Raw genomic sequence first — 19,895 nt, forward strand, 5'->3', positions numbered from 1 at the left:
ACCTCGTAGTTTTGCGGATCTTCCGTCAATGGAAAGACGGGCCTTCAACATATGATCAGCGATTCTACGGTACGGCGATTCCACGTGGTAGGACACGCGAGAGCCTGTCCCCTCGCTCAACCGCCTAGAACCCAGATATCTAAGGAGATTCTTTGTCAACTTGTGCGGTAATCGGCGGCCAAGCGGAGGCCATGAACATAGGAACTGATCACTACAACGGTGTGCCTTGGCATCGATAGGATCAGTCGTAGAAGAACCGCAGGCTGCATGCCTCATCGCACTTCCAGTCCGTGGAGTCCGGCTGTAATCTTGTTACCGTCGCGCAATGCCGGCAGCCAACGGTACGGTCGGGCATTCACGATGGGATAGCTCTCCCGGGCAAAGCCGGTCGTGTACTTCACCGCGCATGCCGATTTTCCTGTTGACCGATACCTTCAAATTATCGTAGGTTCGCAGCAATGAAAATCGATCTCGAATCCATGCAGACCGCCGCTGACGATGCCAGCGAATTGCTGAAGGCGCTCGCTAACCGGCACCGCCTCCTGATCCTGTGCCAACTCATCGAGAGCGAAAAATCAGTCGGGCAACTCGCGGAGTTCCTCGGCATTCGTGACTCGACCGTGTCTCAGCACCTGGCTTTGCTCCGCCGTGATCGACTGATTGCAGGCCGACGGGACGGCCAGACCATCTGGTATCGGATCGAGAGCGAGCCGGCCCGCAGCGTCCTGAGTGTGCTCTACAAGTCCTTTTGCGAGCCGCGGGCAGCAAAGGGAACGGCCACGCTCGCCGACGGCCCTTCTGCGGGAAATCGCGCTTCCGGGCGCAGGAAAGTCACGCAGGACTGATCGGGAATGGAGGCCGAGCCGTTGTTGAACTTCTGCACGCTAATAGTTGCAGTTTTTTGCAATCGTTGTTGCGCAACAATCGGTGCGCGACCTTCAAACGAGAGGAATGAACCATGACCAAAAATGTCGGAGGCATCGATCGCATCCTCAGGATCATCGTCGGTCTGGCGCTGCTGTCGCTCATCTTTCTGCTTGACGGCAACGCACGCTGGTGGGGGCTGATCGGGCTCGTTCCGCTGCTGACGGGCCTGTTCTCGACTTGCCCGCTCTATCCGCTCTTCGGCTTCAACACGTGCCCTCTCAAAGGGGGGCGGCAATGAAGCCTGTCCGCATCAACGACCGGCTGTCGATCTGCGAACAGCTCAGCACCAGCGATGTCAGCGCAGCTGCCGGGTCGGGCTTTCGGGCCCTGATCAACAATCGGCCGGATGGCGAGGATTTCGGCCAGCCGCGTGCCAGCGAAATTGCCGAGGCCGCCGCGCAGGCCGGACTCTCCAGTACGCATATTCCCGTGCGCGCCGCCGAGATCAGCGAAGATGCCGTGCGGGCGTTTCAGCGTGCGCTCGCCGATAGCGGCGGCCAAGTTCTCGCCTTCTGCCGGTCCGGCACCCGTTCCTTGACACTCTGGTCCATCGGCGAGGTTCTCGACGGCCGCATGGCGAAAGACGACGTCATCCCCTTCGGGCGGGAACGCGGCTTCGATCTGTCAGGAGCCGTTGCCTGGCTGGGAGCCCATGGCCACTAGCACCGCAAATCCATTTTCAGCAGACGAACCTTCAGAAAGGTAGCTCTTTATGGCCCAGAAACCGGAAGTGACCGGCTTTTTCGACCGTCGCACGTGGTCGATCCAATATGTCGTCGCCGATCCCGAGACGAAGAAATGCGCGATCGTCGATCCCGTCTATGACTTCGACGAGAAGTCAGGCCAGACGGCCTCGACGAATGCCGACCGCATCCTCGAATTCGTGCGGGACAACGGTTACGAGGTTGAGTGGATCCTCGACACCCATCCGCATGCCGATCATTTCTCGGCTGCCGCCTACCTGAAACAGAAGACAGGCGCACAGACCGCCATCGGCGAGAAGGTCATCGAGGTCCAGAAGCTGTGGAAGGACTTCTACAACTGGCCGGATTTCCCGGCCGACGGCTCCCAGTGGGACCGGCTCTTTGCCGACGGAGACACCTTCCGGGTCGGCAATATCGATGCCAAGGTGATGTTCTCGCCCGGCCATACGCTCGCCTCGATCACCTATGTCATCGGCGATGCCGCCTTCGTCCATGACACGTTGTTCATGCCCGACAGCGGAACGGCGCGCGCCGACTTTCCCGGCGGCAGCGCCAAGGTGCTGTGGAAGTCGATCCAGGACATTCTGGCGCTTCCCGACGAGACCCGCATCTTCACCGGTCATGACTATCAGCCCGGCGGCCGGGAACCGCTGTGGGAGTCGACGGTCGCCGAGCAGAAGGCGAAGAACATCCACATGGCCAAGTACAAGACGGAAGAGGAGTTCGTCGCCGCGCGCGAGGCCCGCGACAGAACTCTGCCCATGCCGAAGCTGATCCTGCATTCGCTGCAGATCAACACCAGGGGTGGCCGTCTGCCCGAACCGGAAGCGAACGGCCGGCGCTATCTCAAGATCCCGCTCGATCTGTTGACAAGCGCATCCTGGGACTGAACCGGTGATCGAAAAGCTCTCCTGCGAAGCCGCCGATCTGAAGGCCAATGTCGATGAGGCATCGGCCTTCCTGAAGAAGCTGTCCAATCCGGACCGCCTGCTGGTCTGTTGCGCTCTCGTGGAGGGCGAGCGCTCCGTGCGCGAGCTCGAGGATCTGCTTGGCATCCGCCAGCCGGGCCTCTCGCAGCAGCTCGCCGGTCTTCGCGAGGCAGGACTGATCGCCGGCCGCAAGGAGGGCAAGCATGTCTTCTATCGGCTCGCCGACGCCCGCGTCGCGGCCTTCATCCACACCATGCATCGGTTGTTCTGCCAAACCGGCACGACCAACCCACAACCACGAGACTGATCGATGACCGAGTTCACACCACTCGCCTCCCTTCTCGGGGGCGCTATGATCGGCCTTGCCGCCATCCTCCTTATGGCCTTTCACGGCCGCATCGCCGGCATGACCGGCATTCTCTCCGGGCTCCTTCCGCCCTTGTCGAACGACTGGGCATGGCGCGCTGCTTTCATCGCAGGGGCGATCGTGGCTCCCGCCTTGATCATCATCGTAGCCGGGGCTTCGGCCGTGCCGTTCGAAAGCCCGGTTCCTACGCCCTGGCTCATCATCGGCGGTCTCATCGTCGGCATCGGCGTCCATTTTGGCGGAGGCTGCACGTCGGGCCATGGCGTCTGCGGGCTTGCACGCCTCTCGCCGCGCTCGATCGCCGCCACCCTGATCTTCATGGCTTCGACGGCGCTCACCGTCTTCGTTGTCCGTCACCTTCTCGGAGGCTTCTGATGGCCCGAATCCTTTCCGCCCTGATTGCCGGGCTCATTCTCGGCGCCGGCATCGCCATTTCCGGCATGATCAATCCCGCCAAGGTGCTCAACTTCTTCGACTTCGCCGGAACCTGGGACCCGTCGCTGGCCTTCGTGATGGGCGGCGCGCTCGTGGTCACCGCCATCGGCTACAGTTTCATCCTCAAGCGCCCGGCGCCGCTCTTCGACAAGACGTTCCATCTGCCGACGGCACGCAAGCTCGATCTTCCGCTTGTTGCCGGCTCGGCCGTGTTCGGCATCGGCTGGGGCATCACCGGCTTCTGTCCGGGCGGTGCCGTTCCGGCTCTCGGTCTTGGAGAGATGAGCGCCGTGATTTTCGTCGGCTCGATGCTCGCGGGCATCGTGCTGGCACGCTTCATCCGTCGTTCGGTTACCACGCGGATGCAATCGCGCATCGCCTGAGCAGGGGAAAGCAACAGGAACAATGCGTCTTCCAGCCATCAGGCTCCAGCGCTACCTCCCGATCCTCGACTGGGCACGGGCCTACGACCGCGCGACACTCACCAGTGATGTTGTTGCCGCGATCATCGTGACGATCATGTTGATCCCGCAGTCGTTGGCTTATGCAATGCTCGCCGGCCTGCCGCCCGAAGTCGGCCTCTATGCCTCGATCCTGCCGCTCGTGGCCTATGCGCTGTTCGGCACCAGCCGCACGCTCGCAGTCGGCCCGGTAGCAGTCGTTTCCCTGATGACGGCCTCTGCCGTTGGCCAGATCGCCGTACAGGGGACGGCCGACTACCTTACGGCGGCGATCGTGCTGGCGCTGTTGTCGGGCGTCATGCTCGTGCTGATGGGGCTGTTGCGGCTCGGCTTCCTCGCCAACTTCCTCAGCCATCCGGTGATTTCCGGCTTCATCACCGCCTCCGGCATCCTGATCGCTGCCAGTCAGCTGAAACACATCCTTGGTGTTGCGGCCGGCGGCGACACGCTCCTCGAGATGATCATCGCGCTTGCCGGGCTGGCCGCTGAGATCAATCCCTACACCGTCGCCGTCGGCGTCGGCGCACTGGCCTTTCTCTACTTCGCGCGCACCCGCCTCAAACCTCTGCTGATCGGCATCGGCGTCGCGAAGCGCGCAGCCGACCTTGCGACCAAGACGGCGCCGATCCTTGCCGTAGCCGTCACCATCCTTCTCGCCGTCGCCCTCGACCTCGCCGCGAAGGGCGTGCCGCTTGTCGGTTCGATCCCGCAGGGCCTGCCGGCACTCGGCTTCCCCCAGGTTTCTTTCGAGCTGATCATGACGCTTGCCGCGCCGGCCTTTCTGATCAGCATCATCGGCTTCGTCGAATCCGTCTCCGTTGCCCAGACGCTCGCCTCGAAGCGCCGGCAGAGGATCGTCCCGGACCAGGAACTGATCGGGCTCGGCGCGGCCAACATCGCCGCCGGCCTCTCATCCGGCTATCCGGTGACCGGCGGCTTCGCCCGCTCCGTCGTCAATTTCGATGCCGGCGCCGAGACCCCTGCGGCCGGCGTCTTCACGGCTGTCGGCATCGCCTTCGCCACACTCTTCCTCACCCCGCTGCTCACCAGCCTGCCGCAGGCGACGCTGGCCGCAACCATCATCGTCGCGGTGCTGTCGCTCGTCGACTTCAAGGCGATCCGCCATGTCTTCCACTATTCGAAGGCCGACTTCTCCGCCATGGCCGCGACGATCATCGTCACGCTGCTCTGGGGGGTGGAGCCGGGTGTCGTCGCCGGCGTGGCACTCTCGCTGTTTCTCCACCTCTACCGCACCAGCAAACCGCATATGGCGATCATCGGCCAGGTGCCGGGCACCGAGCACTTTCGCAACGTCGAGCGACACCAGGTTCTGACCGATCCGCAGATACTGTCGATCCGCGTCGACGAAAGCCTTTATTTCGCCAACAGCCGCTATCTCGAGGATCGTATTGCCGAACTCGTTGCGCAAAGGCCGGACGTCCGCCACGTCGTGCTGATGTGTTCCGCCGTCAACGCCATCGACGCCAGCGCGCTGGAAAGCCTGGAGGAGATCAACCACCGACTCAGGGACGCCGATGTCACCTTCCATCTGACCGAAGTGAAAGGCCCGGTAATGGACCGGCTGAAGCGGGCCGACTTCCTTGACCACCTGACCGGCAGGGTCTTCCTCAGCCAGTTCGAGGCCATAAGTGCGATCCGTAGCGCAAATCCGTGACCCTCACTCGCTCCGCGGCTTTATCCCGAACCCGGCCGCGCGCTGCGACGGCGATGCATTCGACGGACATGCCCAGCGCAGTCACGTGCCGGTGCTGGTTGACGTTATAGCACCCTGGCGCGGCCCGTGCCGCGTGATGGTCTGCGCACGGAACCGAGATTGCCCGCCTCTCAGGCGGGATGGCAGCCGCATGGCGCGTCGCCAGTGCGCCGCCGACCCATAGCGGCCAATAGACCACTTATCCAACGGGGGAGGACTACGACAATGAAAAGACGAGATTTCCTTTTGGCCGGCGGGGCATTTGCTCTTGTCGGTCTTCCAGCACAACGGGCATCCGCCGCACGCCGATGGCGAGCGTGATCGTGATGACGGCGGGCAACCCCTCCGGCACCACGCCGACGGCGAGGGCGACGACCGCAATCAGCGCCTCTTGCCAGACGAAGCCGCGCACCTCGACCGCGAACCGGAACAAAAGCAGCGCCGCCGCGATGGCGATGAAGGTGAAGCGGCGGCCGAAACGGTTGATCTGCCGCAGCAGCGGCGTGGCCAGCTCCTCGACGCTGCCGACCAGGGTGCTGATCTTGCCGATCTGTGTGGCGGCGCCGGTGGCGATCACCACCCCGGTGCCCTGTCCGGCCGCCACCATCGCTCCGAATAAGCCATGGAGGTGCGGTCGCCCAGCTCCGCGTCGGCCGGCGCGGGCCCTTCGGCCTTGGCGCTGGCGACGGATTCGCCGGTCAGGGCCGCCTCTTCAAGGAGCAGACCCCGTGCGCGCAGAAGCCGCAGGTCCGCCGGCACGCGGTCGCCGGCCTCCAGCAGCACGACGTCGCCCGGCACGAGCTCGGCGGCGGGCACACTCTGGCGCCGCCCGGCCCGCAGGACATGCGCCCGCGGCGAGATCATCTTGCGGATCGCGGCAAGCGCGTCCTCGGCCTTGCCCTCCTGAACGAAGCCCACGATGGCGTTGATCAGCACCACGGCGACGATGACGCCGGCATCGACGAAGTGTCCGAGGGCCCAGGCCGCGCCCGCGCCCGCGAGCAAGAAATAGATCAGCGCGCTGTTGAACTGGGCCAGGAAACGAAAGACGGGATGGCGCCCGGTCGGCGGCGGGAGGGCATTCGGCCCATGCTTCCGAAGGCGCTGCGCAGCCTCCTGCGCCGACAGGCCGGAAGGGTACGAGCCGAGCGCGGAGACCACCTCCTCCGCCGGCAGGGCATGCGATCGCTGCGCCATATCCATCGAAATGCAGTTTCTCCTTCGCGTGTTCGGCGGCAAGCGCGCGCAGCCTGCCCCTCGTCAGACGCGATCTGCGGCCCGCAACCTTCGAACTCACCCTGGCACGCAGGCGGCGGTCTCGATATCCGACGATCGCCAGAGCCACGCCGGCCGATGATCCGGTCCGTTCACCCGGCCAGGCTTTGCGCGCTGACGGAGGCCGGTTCGGATTGCATGCTGCCGCACTCGCGCAGTTTCGCGTGCCAGGAGAGCGCTTCCTCGATGACATGCGGAGTGTGGCCGCCGCGGGCAAGCGCGCGTCGATAATAGTCGGAGAGTGCGTCGCGATAGGCCGGATGTGCGCAGTTCGCAATGATCAAACGGGCGCGTTCGCGTGGCGCCAGCCCCCGCAGATCTGCAAGACCGATCTCGGTTACCACCAGGTCGACATCATGTTCGGTGTGATCGACATGACTCACCATCGGCACCACGCTCGACACGAAACCATCCTTGGCCGTCGACTTGGTGACGAACACCGACAGGTAGGCGTTGCGCGCGAAATCGCCGGAGCCGCCAATGCCGTTCATCATATGCGTGCCGCCGACATGGGTCGAATTGATGTTGCCGTAGATGTCGAACTCCAGCGCGGTGTTGATGCCGATAATGCCGAGCCGGCGCACGACTTCCGGATGATTGCTGATTTCCTGCGGCCGCAGGATCAGCCGCTGCTTGTACCGGGGCAATTCCGGCAGCACGACCTGGTATTTCGCCGCCGAGAGCGTGATGGACGAGCCGGAGGCGAAATCGAGCTTGCCGGCATCGAACAGATCGAAGGTCGAATCCTGCAGCACCTCGGAATACATGGTGAGATTGTGGAAGGGCGTGTCGATCAGCCCGTGCAGCACCGCATTCGCAATGGTGCCGATGCCGGCCTGCAACGGTTGCAGGCGCTCTGTGAGCCGGCCCTTCTTCACCTCGTGCAGGAAGAACTCCGTCAGGTGCCCGGCGATCGCGCGCGTCTCAGCGTCGGGCGGCAGCACGCTCGAGGAACTGTCGAGCTTCGTCGTGATGACGATGGCCGCGATCTTTCCCGGGTCGACGGGAATGAAGGGCAGTCCGATCCGGCTTTGCGGCGCGACGATCGGAATCGGCTCGCGGGCAGGCCTGTGCGTGGGGATGTAGATGTCGTGGAGACCTTCGAGCGCGGCGGGCTGGGAGAGGTTGATCTCGACGATGACCTTCTCGGCGAGAATGGCGAAGCTCGCCGAGTTGCCGACCGACGTCGTCGGCACGATGCCGCCCTCTTCGGCAATGGCCACAGCTTCGATCACCGCGATGTCGACCGGGCCCATCTGGCGGCTGCGCAGCAGCTCGACGGTCTCCGACAGGTGCTGGTCGATAAACATCACCTCGCCGTTGTTGATCGCCTTGCGCAATGCAGGGTCCGACTGGAACGGCAGGCGGCGGGCGAGAACATGAGCCTCCGCCAGCGTCTTGTCGAGGTCGTTGCCGAGTGACGCACCGGTGATCAGGGTGATCTTCAGCGGCTCGGTTCGCGCGCGCTCGGCGAGCGCCATCGGCACCGCCTTGGCCTCGCCGGCGCGGGTGAAGCCGCTTATGCCGACCGTCATGCCGTCCTTGATCAGGCGCGCGGCTTCCTCCGCGCTGACCACCAGATCCCGAAGGTCGGAACGGCGTACCCGATCCTGATGCATGCGTGTTTCCCCCGCTTGTCGCCGTCGGTCCTGGCCGCCCCAGGCAACAGCTGCTTGTCGTTCTCGCGGGCCAGCCGCACTGGCTGACCCGCTTCGCGCTACCGGCAATGCTTCGATTGCCTGGCGTCATCATTCCTGCGCGTATCCTCCATCCCAGTGGCAGCGCGCATCCGGGCCTGTCTTTCTCACTGGGCCGTATAGCCGCCGTCAATCACAAGTTCCGAGCCCGTCACGAACTTCGACTCGTCGGATGCGAGGTAGAGGATTCCATAGGCGATGTCGTTCGGCTCGCCTACGTGGCCGATCGGGTGCAGCGCGTCGAGCGCCTTGCGTCCCTCGTCCGCCTCCCCATCCTCACTTACCAAAGTGTCCACCAGCGGCGTCCAAATGTAGCCCGGGTGGACCGAGTTCACGCGGATATTGAGCTTCTCCTTGGCGCAGTAGAGAGCCACAGACTTGGTGTAGAGCCGGACACCGCCCTTCGAGGCATTATAGACGCCGAGCAGCGGATCGCCGACGAGCCCGAGGATCGAGGAGAGATTGATGATCGAGCCGCCTGGGCGGGGATCATTCCGCTTCATCGCGAGTATCGCGTGCTTCGTCCCCAGATAGACACCGTCGAGGTTGATGCTCATCAGCTTGCGCCAGTCTTCATAGGTCTGCTCGTCGGGCGGGCAGGATTTGGCGATGCCGGCATTGTTGACGACGATGTCGACGCGACCAAAGCGATTGATCGTCGCCTCCACCGCCGCTTCCCACGCGCTTTCATCCGTCACGTCATGGTGAACAAACAAGGCGTCGCCGCCGGCATCGCGGATGCCCTTGGCCACCTGCTCTCCTTCCGCATCCTTGATGTCGGTGATCGACACCTTCGCCCCCTCGCGCGCCAGCAACTCGACCGTCGCCCTGCCGATACCCTGAGCCGCACCCGTGACGATGGCGACCTTTCCTTCAACACGTCCCATGACAATTTCCTTTCCACGATGCCTTTTGAATATTCGCTGTTGCTTGGCAAACCACTTTGATCCCGGTCAATCGCTATCGTACGGGCTCCAGCATGATCTTCTTCAGAATCCTGCGCACGAGCGGCGCGACCACCAGCACGCTCGGGAAGGCGATCACCCAGGACGAGAAATAGGCCCGCACCCAGAAGGAGACGAGCTCGGCCGACCAGCCGACCGCGAGCGCCGTGGATATCCCCGAGATGATGAAGGTCTGTATCCCGGAGAGCAGCAGCGCGAAGGCCAGATTTTCGTATTTCCTCGGCAGGAACGCCATTCCAACAACCATGATGCAGACGGACTTTGCCTCAAAATATACGATACTGCGCAAATGCGTAGAAACGAATAATTCGCATCACCGTCATTGAGGGCGTCGATCAGGCGCACTGTCCGCGGTTCACGACGAACAAGTGTATCTTCGCACTTGCGTAGGTACGTCATCGCGCGTATAGGAGTTTCAGAAATTTTTGAAACTTCAGGATACGCGAGTATGAACCTTCCGCCACTCGTCCAGGCCTTCGTGCTGCATTTCGGCGAAATGGGCAGCCGCTGGGGCATCAACCGCACCGTCGGCCAGATCTATGCGCTTCTCTATGTCTCGCCCGAACCGCTCTGTGCCGACCAGATCGTCGAGGCGCTCGGCATTTCGCGCTCCAACGTGTCGATGAGCCTGCGCGAGTTGCAGGGGTGGGACCTCGTCGTGCTCAAGCACCTGCCCGACGATCGACGCGACTTCTTCACCACGCCGGACGACGTCTGGCAGATTCTTCGCACCCTCGCCGAGGAGCGGAAAAAGCGCGAGATCGACCCGACGCTCTCGGTCCTGCGCGAAATCCTCATGCAGCAGCCGGGCAACGAGAATGAGCGCTTCGCGCAGCAGCGCATGGCCGAGATGCACGGCCTGATCGAGCGTCTGACCAATTGGTACGACGATGTCAAGCGGCTAGAAACCGACCGCCTCGCAACGCTTCTGAGCCTCGGTTCCAAAGTGACGAAGCTTCTGGAGACCAAGGACAAGATCGTCTCCATCGGCCGCAAGAAGCCGCGCTCCGGGGAGACGTGATCGTGATCGGGGCGGGCACCATCAACATGCGATCGGGTTCGGGAACGCCGCCGGCGGCGTCCTGCCCCTCCGCCAGTGCCCGCACCGGATCGACGTCTCTTGCTGATGAGGGTCTCTCGGACGACAGACCGAAACGGTCTGCGCGGACGCTTTTGGGACCGGCGCTTCAGGTCGCCGCCTCGCTGCTCTGGATACCGCAGGCCGCGCTCATCAGCCTGTCGGTCGGCGACATTGCCGCCGGTGGCGACATCGACGCCGTGCTCATCAATGCGGGAGGCGTTCTGGCGCTCGGCATCGTCAGGGCCGTGGTCGACGCGCTCGGCGGCCGGGTCGCCTATCGCCAGGCGCGGGCGCTCCTGTCCCATCATCGTCGCGACGCGCTCGCGACGCTGGCCGCGCGCTCGCCGCTCGATGCCGGGCGCCCGGGATCCGGGCTGGCCGCAAGCACGCTCGGCGAGCAGGCCGAGGCGATCGTTCCCTATCTTGCGCGTTTCCAGCCGGCGCGCCTGCGGGCGAGCATCGTTCCCCTTGCGATCCTTGGCTGCGTCTTCGTCTGGTCATGGGTGGCCGCTCTCGTCCTCCTCATCGCCGCGCCGCTGATCCCGATCTTCATGGCGCTCATCGGATGGCGCGCCAAAGCAGCCTCCGAGGCGCAGCTTGTCGAATTGGGCGGCATGAATGCCTTTCTGCTCGACAGGCTGCGCGGCCTGGCGACGATCCGTTCGCTCGATGCCGTCGATCTGACGGCCAATCGGCTGAGAACCGACGCCGAGAGCCTGCGCACCCGCACCATGGCGGTGCTGCGCATCGCCTTTCTGTCTTCGGCCGTGCTCGAGCTCTTCGCCGCGCTCGGCGTCGCCATGGTCGCCGTCTATGTCGGTTTCCATCTTCTCGGCCAGCTTCCCTTCGGCGCATGGGGCAGCAAGCTTTCGCTGAGCGAAGGCCTGTTCATCCTGCTGCTGGCGCCCGCCTTCTTCGAGCCCTTGCGCGACCTCTCCGCCGTCTGGCATGACCGCGCTGCCGGCGAGGCCGCGCTCGAAGCCCTGCAGCGCCTCGCCCAGAAAGGCGAACGGCTTCCCGGCGCCGCTGACGGGGCGTCGGCGGACAAGCCATCCTCGCTGGCGCCGCTTTCGGTGCGCGTCGAGAACCTCCGTTTCCGTCATGCCGGACAGCGCGCGCCGGTCTTCGATGGTTTCGGGCTCACGGTCGCGGCGGGAGAACATGTCGCACTGCTCGGGCCCAGCGGAACGGGAAAATCGACACTGCTTGCGCTGCTTGCCGGTCTCTCCCTTCCCGAAAGCGGGCGCATCGTCATCGCTGGAGAGACGCTGACGGACCGCAATGCCTCGCTATTGCGCCGCCGCATTGCCTGGATCGGCCAGACACCGCATGTCTTCGCCGGCACGCTCGCCGGCAATGTCTCCCTCGGTCGGTCCGACGTCGGCAGGGCAGCCATCCAGAGCGCGCTGCAAAGCGTCGGTCTCGAAGAGGTTGCGGCCAGGAGAGGGGCCGTTCCGGTCGGCGAGAACGGGGTCGGGCTTTCGGGCGGCGAGGCTTCCCGCCTGGCGCTCGCGCGCGTGGCCGTGGCCCCGCAGACTGGGCTGGTCCTCGTCGACGAGCCCACCGCCCATCTCGACACCAGGACCGCAGCGGCGATCGCCGATGCGTTGATTGCGCTTGCCCGTGGCCGCACGCTGATCGTGGCCACCCATGATCCGGTGCTCGCGGCGCGCATGGACCGGATCGTGCGCCTGGCGCCTTCGCCGCTGGAGGACGCCGCATGATCGCTCGTGCACGCCAGTTACTTCCGGTCGCGCGGCTGTTCCTCACCGGCAACCGCCCCATGCTGCTCTCCGGACTGTTGCTTTCGGCGGCGACGGCGCTTTCCGGCGTGGCGCTCCTCGGCCTTTCCGGCTGGTTCATCACCGCGACAGCCATCGCGGGTCTGTCCGTTGCGACCGCGCTCGCCTTCGACGTGTTTGCGCCGTCCGCGGGCATCCGCTTCCTGGCGCTGGCGCGCACGGCCGCCCGCTACGGCGAGCGGTTGACCACGCATGACGCCACGCTCGGCGTTCTCGCCGAACTGCGCGAGCGCCTGTTCCGGGGATGGGCAAGAGCAGGGGTGGCGGGCGAACTCGCCAAGCGTCCCGCCCGTCTTCTCTTCCGCCTCACGCTCGACATCGACTCGCTCGACTCGCTCTATCTGCGGGTCGCCGTCCCGATCGCCGCCGCGCTCGCCGTGGCGCTGACGAGTGGTGTCGCCCTGGCGCTGGTGCATCCCGTGCTCGGCGCGGTGACCGCCATCTTTCTGGTTGTCGTCGGGACGGGCATCCCGATCGCAGCGGCGGTGGCTGCGAGGCGGCCGGCCCGGCGCAGGGCCTATGCCCTGGAGATCCTGCGCTCGCGGGTCATCGACCTCATCGCCGGCCAGACCGAATGGATCATGGCCGGGCAGCTCGCCGATCGCCAAGGCGAGCTCGGCGCCGTAGACCGCTACCTGTCGGACAGTGACGACGCACTGAACCGCATCGAAACGATGACCAGCATCGCCTTCGGCGCTGCCGGCGCGCTTCTCCTGTCGGCCGTCCTCGTGGCCATGGGGCTTCTGGCCGGACAAGGCATGTTCGCCGCGCCGGTCGCCGCCCTCGCTCTCCTCATAGCCCTGGCCGCGCTCGATCCCTTTGCGGCGCTGCGGCGCGGATCCGTCGAACTCGGCCGCACGCTGCTTGCGGTACGGCGGATCGCACCGCGTCTGGAGGCGGCGGCGCCGGCACCCGGTATCGCACCGCCGCCACCGGGTATCGCCGCGTGCCTTGCCGATGTCACCGTCAGGCATTCCGGCGCGAGAGCCCCGATCCTCCATGCGATCTCGCTTTCAATACGGGCTGGCGAGCGTGTCGCCGTGATCGGCCCGAGCGGAGCCGGCAAGTCGACGCTGCTTGCCCTCATCGCGGGCGAGATCGGCGCCGAGACGGGGCAGGTCGCATGCCGCTCCGCCACGCTCTTCACCCAGCGGACCGAACTGTTCCAGGATTGCCTACGCGACAATCTGCGCCTTGCCGACCCACAAGCCGACGACCGCCGTCTTTGGGAGGCGCTGGACGCCGCCGGGCTGCGCCGCGATGTCGACGCCATGGCGCACGGTCTGGACACGCGCCTCGGGGAAGGAGGGTACGGCCTTTCCGGAGGACAGGCGCGCCGGCTCGCACTCGCCCGTCTCCTCCTTCGTGACACGCCGCTCTGGCTGCTCGACGAGCCGACGGAAGGTCTCGATGGGGCGACGGCGCGCGACGTGCTGGCGCGCATCATGGCGCGCGCCGCAGGCCGCACGATCGTCGTGGCGACGCATATCCGGCGCGAGGCCGAAAACGCCGACCGACTGGTCATCCTGAACAAGGGAACCATCACCGCCGTCATCGGGCGTGGCGAGCCCGGCTTCGTGGCCGCACTCGCCGCGCTGCGACCCGACTGACGGCGCTCAACCGCAATCAGGCGCTACCTCTGGCGTGACGCCGTAATGACAAGGAGGCCGGACGAAGCCGGACCAAGTCAATGGAACTCGATATTGTTGATCTTTCGCGGCTGCAATTCGCCATAACCGCGCTCTACCACTTCCTGTTCGTGCCGCTGACGCTCGGCCTCTCCGTGCTGCTGGCCATCATGGAGACGGTCTATGTCATGACCGGCCGGCCGATCTGGCGACAGATGACGAAATTCTGGGGCACGTTGTTCGGCATCAACTTCGTCCTCGGCGTCGCCACCGGCATCGTCATGGAATTCCAGTTCGGCATGAACTGGAGCTACTACAGCCACTATGTCGGGGACATCTTCGGCGCGCCGCTGGCGATCGAGGGTCTGATGGCCTTCTTCCTCGAGGCGACCTTCGTCGGCCTGTTCTTCTTCGGCTGGGACAAGCTCTCCAAGGTCGGTCATCTCGTGGCGACCTGGGCGGTGGCGCTCGGCTCCAACCTTTCGGCGCTGTGGATCCTCGTCGCCAACGGCTGGATGCAGAACCCGGCCGGCTCCGTCTTCAATCCCGAAACAATGCGCATGGAGGTTAGCGACTTCTATGCCGTGCTGCTCAACCCGGTGGCGCAGGCGAAGTTCGTCCATACGGTCTCGGCAGGCTATGTCACCGCCGCGGTGTTCGTGCTCGGCGTTTCGGCCTGGTACGCGCTCAAGGGCCGTCATGCGGAACTCGCGAAACGCTCTATGACGGTTGCTGCCTCCTTCGGCCTTGCGGCTGCCCTGTCCGTCGTCGTGCTCGGTGACGAAAGCGGTTATCTGTCGACCGAGCACCAGAAGATGAAGCTCGCGGCCATCGAGGGCATGTGGGAAACCGAACCGGCTCCCGCCGCCTTCACGCTCCTCGGCTTGCCCGATCAGCAATCCCGCGAGACCCATTACGCAGTCAAGATTCCCTGGGTCATGGGCCTGATCGGAACGCGCTCTCTCACGACCGAAATCCCGGGCATCGAGGAGCTCGTGGTCCATGCCGAAAGCCGCATCCGCCGGGGAATCGCCGCCTTCGACGCGCTCCAGCAGATTCGGGAAGCCGGAGGCCCGAACGCCGTCGCTGCGGACGTTCGCGCGGCCTTCGAGGACAACGGCCAGCATCTCGGCTACGCCTTGCTGCTCAAGCGGTACGTCGACGATCCGCGCCAGGCGAGCGACGCGCAGATCGCGCAGGCGGCATGGGATACGGTGCCGCACGTGCCGTCCCTGTTCTGGTCGTTCCGCATCATGGTCGGGCTGGGCTTCTTCTTCATCGCTTTGATGGCCCTGTTCTTCTATCTCTCGGCAAGACGCAGGCTCGACCGCTATCCCCTGCTGCTGCGTCTCGCGGTCTTTTCCATCCCGCTGCCGTGGATCGCAGCCGAGCTCGGATGGGTCGTCGCCGAGTTCGGTCGCCAGCCCTGGATCATCGAAGGTGTGCTTCCCACCGCCGCCGCGGTCTCGAATCTCGGGGCCGCGACGCTGCTCGTCACCATCGCCGGCTTCGTGCTGATCTACACGGTCCTGTTCGTCATCGAGATGGCCCTGATGATCCGGGCGATCCGCAAGGGACCCGAGCCCGACGACGAGGCCGAGGCCGAACTCGTTTCCCCGTCCCTTGTCGCCGCGGAGTGAACATCATGATCCTGCATCAATTCATCGACTACGAAATGCTCCGCGTCGTCTGGTGGCTGCTGCTCGGCGTGCTCCTGATCGGTTTCGCCGTGATGGACGGCTTCGACCTTGGTACCGCCACGCTGCTGCCCTTCGTCGCCAGGAGTGATGTGGAGCGGCGCGTCGTCATCAACGCGGTCGGGCCGGTCTGGGAAGGCAACCAGGTCTGGCTGATCCTCGGCGGCGGCGCCATCTTCGCCGCCTGGCCGCCGCTCTATGCGGTGTCCTTCTCCGGCTTCTACCTGGCCATGTTCGCCATCCTCTTCGCGCTGATCCTGCGCCCGGTCGGTTTCAAATACCGTTCCAAGCGCGACAGCGCGGCCTGGCGCTCGGCCTGGGACTGGGCCCTCTTCATAGGCGGTTTCGTGCCGGCGCTCGTCATGGGCGTGGCAGTCGGCAATGTGCTGCAGGGCGTGCCGTTCCGTTTCGGCGACGATCTGCGCATCTATTATGAGGGCACGACGCTGTTCGAACTGCTCAATCCGTTCGGATTGCTGGCCGGGCTTGTCTCGGTCGCCATGCTCGTCATGCATGGGGCGGCCTGGCTCATCCTGAAAAGCGAGGGTCCCGTCGCCGAGCGCGCGCGACGCTGGGGAAGCATCGCCGCCATCGTGACGATCGCCCTGTTCGCGCTCGGCGGCGTCTGGCTCTGGCTCGGCATCGACGGCTATCGGATCGCCAGCGAAGTCACCACGACCGGTGCGTCCAACCCGCTGCGCAAAACCGTCGAGCAGGCGCCAGGCGTCTGGTTTGAGAACTATGGCGCGCATGCGTGGATGACGATCGCTCCCGCGCTCGGCTTCCTCGGCGCGGCGGGGGGCTACGCCTTCATGCGCGCGCGCCGGGAAATCCCGGCACTGCTCTCCACCTCGATCTCCATCCTCGGCATCATCTCGACGGTGGGATTGTCGATGTTCCCGTTCATCCTTCCGTCCTCCCTCGACCCCCGGTCGAGCCTGACGGTCTGGGATGCCTCCTCGAGCCATCTCACGCTCTTCATCATGCTGGTCGTGACCGTCGTCTTCGTGCCGATCATCGTCGCCTATACCGCGTGGGTCTATCGCGTCCTGTGGGGCAAGGTGGACGAGAAGGGCATCCGCGAAGGAAACGGTCACGCCTATTGACGGAAAGGATAGTTGCAATGTGGTATTTCGCCTGGCTTCTCGGCCTGCCGCTGGCGGCGGCGTTCGCCGTCCTCAATGCGATGTGGTACGAGCTCATGGACGACACGGCGAAGAAGCCGACGCAGCCGCTGCCCGCGGCCGGACACGCCCGCCCGGACCGGTGAGCCCCGGGACGTCACCTTTCGGTGGCGTCTTGGCGTCTTCCAGCGGCGGCAGTCGCTTTGCCATGCCGCAGCGGCGATGGTTCAGCGGCGCATGCCAAGGGCGGATGCCATGCCGCGTGGCGGCCTCGCTTCACCCCTGCTGGCCTTTGGCCCAGGTCTGGATGAGCCGTCCCAGGGCACGAAACTCCTCGCCGCGCATCGATTGCCTGCGCCAGCACAGGCCGATCTCCCGGGCATTGGCCTGGTCCGACAGCGGCCGCGTCACCACCGGGCTGCCTTTGAGAATGCCCGCGGACAGCGCGCTTTCGGGAAGCAGGGTCGCTCCCATCCCCTCGGCGACCATAGCGACCAGCGTGTGCAGGCTGGTCGCCGAAAAGGTCGTCTGCATCCGTCGGGGAGCCGCCTCCAGGAACGGCAATGCATGGCTGTGAAGGCACTGATCCTTCTCCAGGAGCAGAAGCGGCTCGCCGTTGAGGTTATCCTCGCTCAGACATTGCGCATCGGCGAGCGAATGCTGAGGGCTGCAGGCGAACCAGTAGGGATCCTTGAACAGGGCCATCGTCTCGAAGCCGCCCACGTCATAGGGGAAGGCCATGAGCAGCAGATCGAGCCGGCCCGCCGCCAGCCGCTCGAGCAGAGCCCCCGTCTTGTCCTCCCGCAGCACCAGCCTCAGCTCCGGATATCGCCCGCTGATGTAGGGCAGGAGCCTCGGAAGAAGAAACGGCCCGATCGTCGGGATCACCCCGAGGGCGAGCTGACCGGTCAAAGGCAGGGCTGCCCTCGCACCCATCTCGATGAGCGCCTCGGCCTCCTGGAGAAGATGGCGCGCCCGCTCGGCGATCTGGAGACCGGCCGGTGTGATGAAGACGGTCCGCTTCGTGCGCTCGGCCAGCGTGACGCCGAGCACGGCTTCGAGTTCCCTGATGCCAACGCTGAGCGTCGACTGGGTCACCCCGCATGCATCCGCCGCCCGTCCGAAATGGCTGTGATCCGCCAGGGCGACGAGATAGCGCAGCTGCCTCAGATTCGGGAGCGGCTTCACCGGCAATCGTTTCCTTCGATAACTGAAGCCAGAATAATTCATTTCTACGAACTTACGCAATATCGTATATGAGGCGCAGAGCAATATTCGAAGGAGGATCATCTGATGGGCCCGAAGCCAGCTTCCTATCCAGTCGATCTCTCGGTCAGTCCAGACGTAACGCCGTTTTTCGACGAGGCGACCAACACCATCAGCTACGTCGTCAAGGACCCGGCCTCCAAGGCGTGCGCCATTGTCGATTCGGTGATGGACATCGACTACGCCGCCGGCCGGATCGCCTACGAGTCCGCCGATGAGATAATCGACTTCGTCACCAGGAATGGATTGACCGTCGAGTGGCTGATCGAGACGCACGTCCACGCCGACCATCTTTCGGCCGCGCCCTACATCCAGGCGAAGCTCGGCGGCAAGCTGGGCATCGGCGACCGCATCACCATCGTCCAGGACACCTTCGGCAAGATCTTCAACGAAGGCACCGAGTTTCAGCGGGACGGCAGCCAGTTCGACCGGCTGTTCCAGGACGGCGACACCTACACGATCGGGACGATGAATGCGTTCGCCATGCACACGCCCGGCCACACGCCCGCATGCATGACCCATGTCGTCGGCAATGCCGCCTTCGTGGGCGACACCCTGTTCATGCCCGACAGCGGAACGGCTCGCGCCGATTTCCCGGGTGGGGATGCACACGAACTCTATCGCTCCATCAAGAAGGTGCTCGCCCTTCCTCCTGAGATGCGCCTGTTCATGTGCCACGACTATGGTGCCGACGGCCGGCGGGAAATCCGATGGGAAACCACGGTCGGTGAGGAGCGCGCGCACAACAAGCACGCGCGCGACGGCATCAGCGAAGACGAGTTCGTCGCCATGCGGACGGCCCGCGACGCGACCCTCGCCATGCCCAAGCTCATCATTCCGTCGATCCAGGTGAACATGAAGGCCGGCGAACTGCCTGCGCCCGATGCCAGCGGCAAGCGCTTCCTCAAGGTTCCCATCGACGCTCTCTGACTGCCGGATATCCGCAGCAGAATCACCCCGCACCCCGCTCAACCACAACGAAAAGGACAACCCTATGAGCTGCTCCGATACCAGACCCCAGCCGACGCCGACGGCCAGCGAGAGCCCGGCGCCAAGCGCCGCCACTTCGTCGTACGCATCGACCGAGCCAACCGGCTCCGCGGCCATGCCCCGCATCAACGAACCGGCGCCAGCCTTCAAGGCCAACACGACGCATGGCGAGCGCTCGCTTGCGGACTATAAAGGGCGCTGGCTCGTGCTGTTCTCCCACCCGGCCGATTTCACGCCTGTGTGCACCACCGAGTTCATCGGCTTCGCCAAGGCTGCCAACGCGTTCAAGGCGCTCGATTGCGAATTGCTCGGTCTCTCCATCGACAGCATCTTCTCGCATCTAGCCTGGGTCAGGAACATCAAGGAGAAGTTCGAGGTCGATATCCCGTTCCCGATCATCGAGGATCTGTCGATGACGGTCGCCAGGGCCTACGGCATGATCCATCCGGGCGCCTCCGACACCTCCGCCGTGCGCGCGACCTTCATCATCGATCCCAATGGCATCCTGAGGGCCATGGTCTACTACCCGATGACCAACGGCCGCAGCGTCGCGGAGATCCTCCGCCTCGTGAAAGCGCTCCGCACCAGCGATGCCCATTCCGTCGCCACCCCGGAGGCCTGGCAGCCCGGCGAGAAGGTTCTGGTCGGTGCACCGAAGACCGTCGAGGCCTGCGAGAGCCGCATGAAGGACGGCCTCGAGACGACAGACTGGTACTTCTCCATGAAGTCCGTCGCCTGACAATCAGCTTCGGGACGTTCCCCAAAGGGACGTCCCGACATTGTTGCCTCCGGCGACAAGAGCGGCCTCGACGGGGCGGAAGCCCGCAAGGACG

Annotated in this window: 22 protein-coding genes; 16 read left to right on the forward strand and 6 right to left on the reverse strand. The window is 64.7% G+C overall.

The window, feature by feature from the left end; translation table 11 throughout:
• Positions 1–458: 458 nt before the first annotated feature.
• The 8 genes from RCF49_RS14260 to RCF49_RS14295 all read left to right on the forward strand — a co-directional run bounded on the left by RCF49_RS14260 (position 459) and on the right by RCF49_RS14295 (position 5,498).
• Positions 459–845 carry an ArsR/SmtB family transcription factor gene (locus RCF49_RS14260; protein WP_183319051.1) on the forward strand — a complete coding sequence of 129 codons (387 nt, stop codon included), beginning with the start codon at positions 459–461 and terminating at the stop codon, positions 843–845.
• A 113-nt stretch (positions 846–958) separates the two neighbouring features.
• On the forward strand, positions 959–1,165 hold the full coding sequence (locus RCF49_RS14265) for a YgaP family membrane protein (protein WP_183319053.1): 207 nt from the start codon (positions 959–961) through the stop codon (positions 1,163–1,165).
• Entirely contained in the window at positions 1,162–1,590 is a 429-nt protein-coding gene (locus tag RCF49_RS14270; RefSeq protein WP_183319055.1) for a TIGR01244 family sulfur transferase, read from the forward strand. The genes RCF49_RS14265 and RCF49_RS14270 overlap by 4 nt, the downstream gene beginning before the upstream one ends.
• 49 nt (positions 1,591–1,639) lie before the next feature.
• Positions 1,640–2,521 (forward strand): MBL fold metallo-hydrolase, encoded by an 882-nt coding sequence (locus RCF49_RS14275; RefSeq protein WP_342640500.1) that lies wholly within the window; start codon positions 1,640–1,642, stop codon positions 2,519–2,521.
• Between the two features lie 4 nt (positions 2,522–2,525).
• A complete protein-coding gene (locus RCF49_RS14280) occupies positions 2,526–2,867 on the forward strand; it encodes an ArsR/SmtB family transcription factor (protein ID WP_122003499.1) in 342 nt (113 codons plus the stop codon).
• A gap of 3 nt (positions 2,868–2,870) precedes the next feature.
• Positions 2,871–3,302, forward strand: coding sequence for a YeeE/YedE family protein (locus tag RCF49_RS14285; protein ID WP_342640501.1), 432 nt, complete (start codon positions 2,871–2,873; stop codon positions 3,300–3,302).
• Positions 3,302–3,745, forward strand: coding sequence for a DUF6691 family protein (locus RCF49_RS14290; RefSeq protein WP_342640502.1), 444 nt, complete (start codon positions 3,302–3,304; stop codon positions 3,743–3,745). The genes RCF49_RS14285 and RCF49_RS14290 overlap by 1 nt, the downstream gene beginning before the upstream one ends.
• A gap of 22 nt (positions 3,746–3,767) precedes the next feature.
• Entirely contained in the window at positions 3,768–5,498 is a 1,731-nt protein-coding gene (locus RCF49_RS14295; RefSeq protein WP_183319063.1) for a SulP family inorganic anion transporter, read from the forward strand.
• A 256-nt stretch (positions 5,499–5,754) separates the two neighbouring features.
• Here RCF49_RS14295 and RCF49_RS14300 read toward each other — a convergent pair whose 3' ends face one another.
• The 5 genes from RCF49_RS14300 to RCF49_RS14320 form a co-directional block, all read right to left on the reverse strand.
• Positions 5,755–6,117, reverse strand: a complete 363-nt coding sequence (locus RCF49_RS14300) for a hypothetical protein (RefSeq protein ID WP_342640503.1) — start codon at positions 6,115–6,117, stop codon at positions 5,755–5,757.
• Complete coding sequence (locus RCF49_RS14305) at positions 6,111–6,740, reverse strand: HAD-IC family P-type ATPase (protein ID WP_342640504.1); 630 nt, start codon at positions 6,738–6,740, stop codon at positions 6,111–6,113. The genes RCF49_RS14300 and RCF49_RS14305 overlap by 7 nt, the downstream gene beginning before the upstream one ends.
• Before the next feature lie 164 nt (positions 6,741–6,904).
• A complete protein-coding gene (locus tag RCF49_RS14310) occupies positions 6,905–8,431 on the reverse strand; it encodes an acetyl-CoA hydrolase/transferase family protein (protein ID WP_342640505.1) in 1,527 nt (508 codons plus the stop codon).
• 185 nt (positions 8,432–8,616) lie between these two features.
• Positions 8,617–9,396 (reverse strand): glucose 1-dehydrogenase, encoded by a 780-nt coding sequence (locus tag RCF49_RS14315; RefSeq protein WP_183319068.1) that lies wholly within the window; start codon positions 9,394–9,396, stop codon positions 8,617–8,619.
• Between the two features lie 73 nt (positions 9,397–9,469).
• A complete protein-coding gene (locus tag RCF49_RS14320; RefSeq protein ID WP_183319069.1) occupies positions 9,470–9,709 on the reverse strand; it encodes a DUF2798 domain-containing protein in 240 nt (79 codons plus the stop codon).
• Between the two features lie 213 nt (positions 9,710–9,922).
• Here RCF49_RS14320 and RCF49_RS14325 point away from each other — a divergent pair, with 213 nt between their 5' ends.
• The 6 genes from RCF49_RS14325 (at position 9,923) to cydX (ending at position 16,952) form a co-directional block, all read left to right on the forward strand.
• A complete protein-coding gene (locus tag RCF49_RS14325) occupies positions 9,923–10,495 on the forward strand; it encodes a GbsR/MarR family transcriptional regulator (RefSeq protein ID WP_183319071.1) in 573 nt (190 codons plus the stop codon).
• A 5-nt stretch (positions 10,496–10,500) separates the two neighbouring features.
• On the forward strand, positions 10,501–12,279 hold the full coding sequence (cydD, locus tag RCF49_RS14330) for a thiol reductant ABC exporter subunit CydD (protein WP_432807405.1): 1,779 nt from the start codon (positions 10,501–10,503) through the stop codon (positions 12,277–12,279).
• On the forward strand, positions 12,276–13,967 hold the full coding sequence (gene cydC / locus RCF49_RS14335; RefSeq protein WP_183319073.1) for a thiol reductant ABC exporter subunit CydC: 1,692 nt from the start codon (positions 12,276–12,278) through the stop codon (positions 13,965–13,967). The genes cydD and cydC overlap by 4 nt, the downstream gene beginning before the upstream one ends.
• An 80-nt stretch (positions 13,968–14,047) precedes the next feature.
• Entirely contained in the window at positions 14,048–15,625 is a 1,578-nt protein-coding gene (locus RCF49_RS14340) for a cytochrome ubiquinol oxidase subunit I (protein ID WP_183319075.1), read from the forward strand.
• 5 nt (positions 15,626–15,630) lie between these two features.
• The gene (gene cydB / locus RCF49_RS14345) at positions 15,631–16,788 is read left to right on the forward strand and encodes a cytochrome d ubiquinol oxidase subunit II (RefSeq protein ID WP_183319077.1); all 1,158 of its coding nucleotides are present in this window, start codon (positions 15,631–15,633) and stop codon (positions 16,786–16,788) included.
• Between the two features lie 17 nt (positions 16,789–16,805).
• A complete protein-coding gene (gene cydX / locus RCF49_RS14350; protein ID WP_183319079.1) occupies positions 16,806–16,952 on the forward strand; it encodes a cytochrome bd-I oxidase subunit CydX in 147 nt (48 codons plus the stop codon).
• Between the two features lie 130 nt (positions 16,953–17,082).
• Here cydX and RCF49_RS14355 read toward each other — a convergent pair whose 3' ends face one another.
• Entirely contained in the window at positions 17,083–17,994 is a 912-nt protein-coding gene (locus tag RCF49_RS14355; protein WP_183319089.1) for a LysR substrate-binding domain-containing protein, read from the reverse strand.
• 105 nt (positions 17,995–18,099) lie between these two features.
• On the opposite strand from RCF49_RS14355, the gene RCF49_RS14360 reads away from it, so the two are divergent.
• Together RCF49_RS14360 and RCF49_RS14365 are read left to right on the forward strand one after the other, a co-directional pair.
• Positions 18,100–19,002, forward strand: coding sequence for an MBL fold metallo-hydrolase (locus RCF49_RS14360; RefSeq protein WP_183319081.1), 903 nt, complete (start codon positions 18,100–18,102; stop codon positions 19,000–19,002).
• A gap of 175 nt (positions 19,003–19,177) precedes the next feature.
• A complete protein-coding gene (locus RCF49_RS14365; RefSeq protein WP_246373340.1) occupies positions 19,178–19,801 on the forward strand; it encodes a peroxiredoxin in 624 nt (207 codons plus the stop codon).
• The last annotated feature ends 94 nt before the right edge of the window (positions 19,802–19,895 follow it).

This window comes from Rhodoligotrophos sp. CJ14 (assembly GCF_038811545.1).
GTDB lineage: Bacteria > Pseudomonadota > Alphaproteobacteria > Rhizobiales > Im1 > Rhodoligotrophos > Rhodoligotrophos ferricapiens.

Excerpts from the sequence above, each read along its gene's own strand:
- RCF49_RS14265 (WP_183319053.1), top strand. The coding sequence starts at position 959 with ATGACCAAAAATGTCGGAGGCATCGATCGCATCCTCAGGATCATCGTC.
- RCF49_RS14285 (WP_342640501.1), top strand. The coding sequence starts at position 2,871 with ATGACCGAGTTCACACCACTCGCCTCCCTTCTCGGGGGCGCTATGATC.
- cydC (WP_183319073.1), top strand. The coding sequence starts at position 12,276 with ATGATCGCTCGTGCACGCCAGTTACTTCCGGTCGCGCGGCTGTTCCTC.
- RCF49_RS14310 (WP_342640505.1), bottom strand. The coding sequence starts at position 8,431 with ATGCATCAGGATCGGGTACGCCGTTCCGACCTTCGGGATCTGGTGGTC.
- RCF49_RS14305 (WP_342640504.1), bottom strand. The coding sequence starts at position 6,740 with ATGGATATGGCGCAGCGATCGCATGCCCTGCCGGCGGAGGAGGTGGTC.
- RCF49_RS14365 (WP_246373340.1), top strand. The coding sequence starts at position 19,178 with ATGCCCCGCATCAACGAACCGGCGCCAGCCTTCAAGGCCAACACGACG.
- cydB (WP_183319077.1), top strand. The coding sequence starts at position 15,631 with ATGATCCTGCATCAATTCATCGACTACGAAATGCTCCGCGTCGTCTGG.
- RCF49_RS14340 (WP_183319075.1), top strand. The coding sequence starts at position 14,048 with ATGGAACTCGATATTGTTGATCTTTCGCGGCTGCAATTCGCCATAACC.
- RCF49_RS14295 (WP_183319063.1), top strand. The coding sequence starts at position 3,768 with ATGCGTCTTCCAGCCATCAGGCTCCAGCGCTACCTCCCGATCCTCGAC.
- RCF49_RS14275 (WP_342640500.1), top strand. The coding sequence starts at position 1,640 with ATGGCCCAGAAACCGGAAGTGACCGGCTTTTTCGACCGTCGCACGTGG.
- RCF49_RS14270 (WP_183319055.1), top strand. The coding sequence starts at position 1,162 with ATGAAGCCTGTCCGCATCAACGACCGGCTGTCGATCTGCGAACAGCTC.
- RCF49_RS14325 (WP_183319071.1), top strand. The coding sequence starts at position 9,923 with ATGAACCTTCCGCCACTCGTCCAGGCCTTCGTGCTGCATTTCGGCGAA.
- RCF49_RS14360 (WP_183319081.1), top strand. The coding sequence starts at position 18,100 with ATGGGCCCGAAGCCAGCTTCCTATCCAGTCGATCTCTCGGTCAGTCCA.
- RCF49_RS14260 (WP_183319051.1), top strand. The coding sequence starts at position 459 with ATGAAAATCGATCTCGAATCCATGCAGACCGCCGCTGACGATGCCAGC.
- RCF49_RS14290 (WP_342640502.1), top strand. The coding sequence starts at position 3,302 with ATGGCCCGAATCCTTTCCGCCCTGATTGCCGGGCTCATTCTCGGCGCC.
- cydX (WP_183319079.1), top strand. The coding sequence starts at position 16,806 with ATGTGGTATTTCGCCTGGCTTCTCGGCCTGCCGCTGGCGGCGGCGTTC.
- RCF49_RS14320 (WP_183319069.1), bottom strand. The coding sequence starts at position 9,709 with ATGGCGTTCCTGCCGAGGAAATACGAAAATCTGGCCTTCGCGCTGCTG.
- RCF49_RS14315 (WP_183319068.1), bottom strand. The coding sequence starts at position 9,396 with ATGGGACGTGTTGAAGGAAAGGTCGCCATCGTCACGGGTGCGGCTCAG.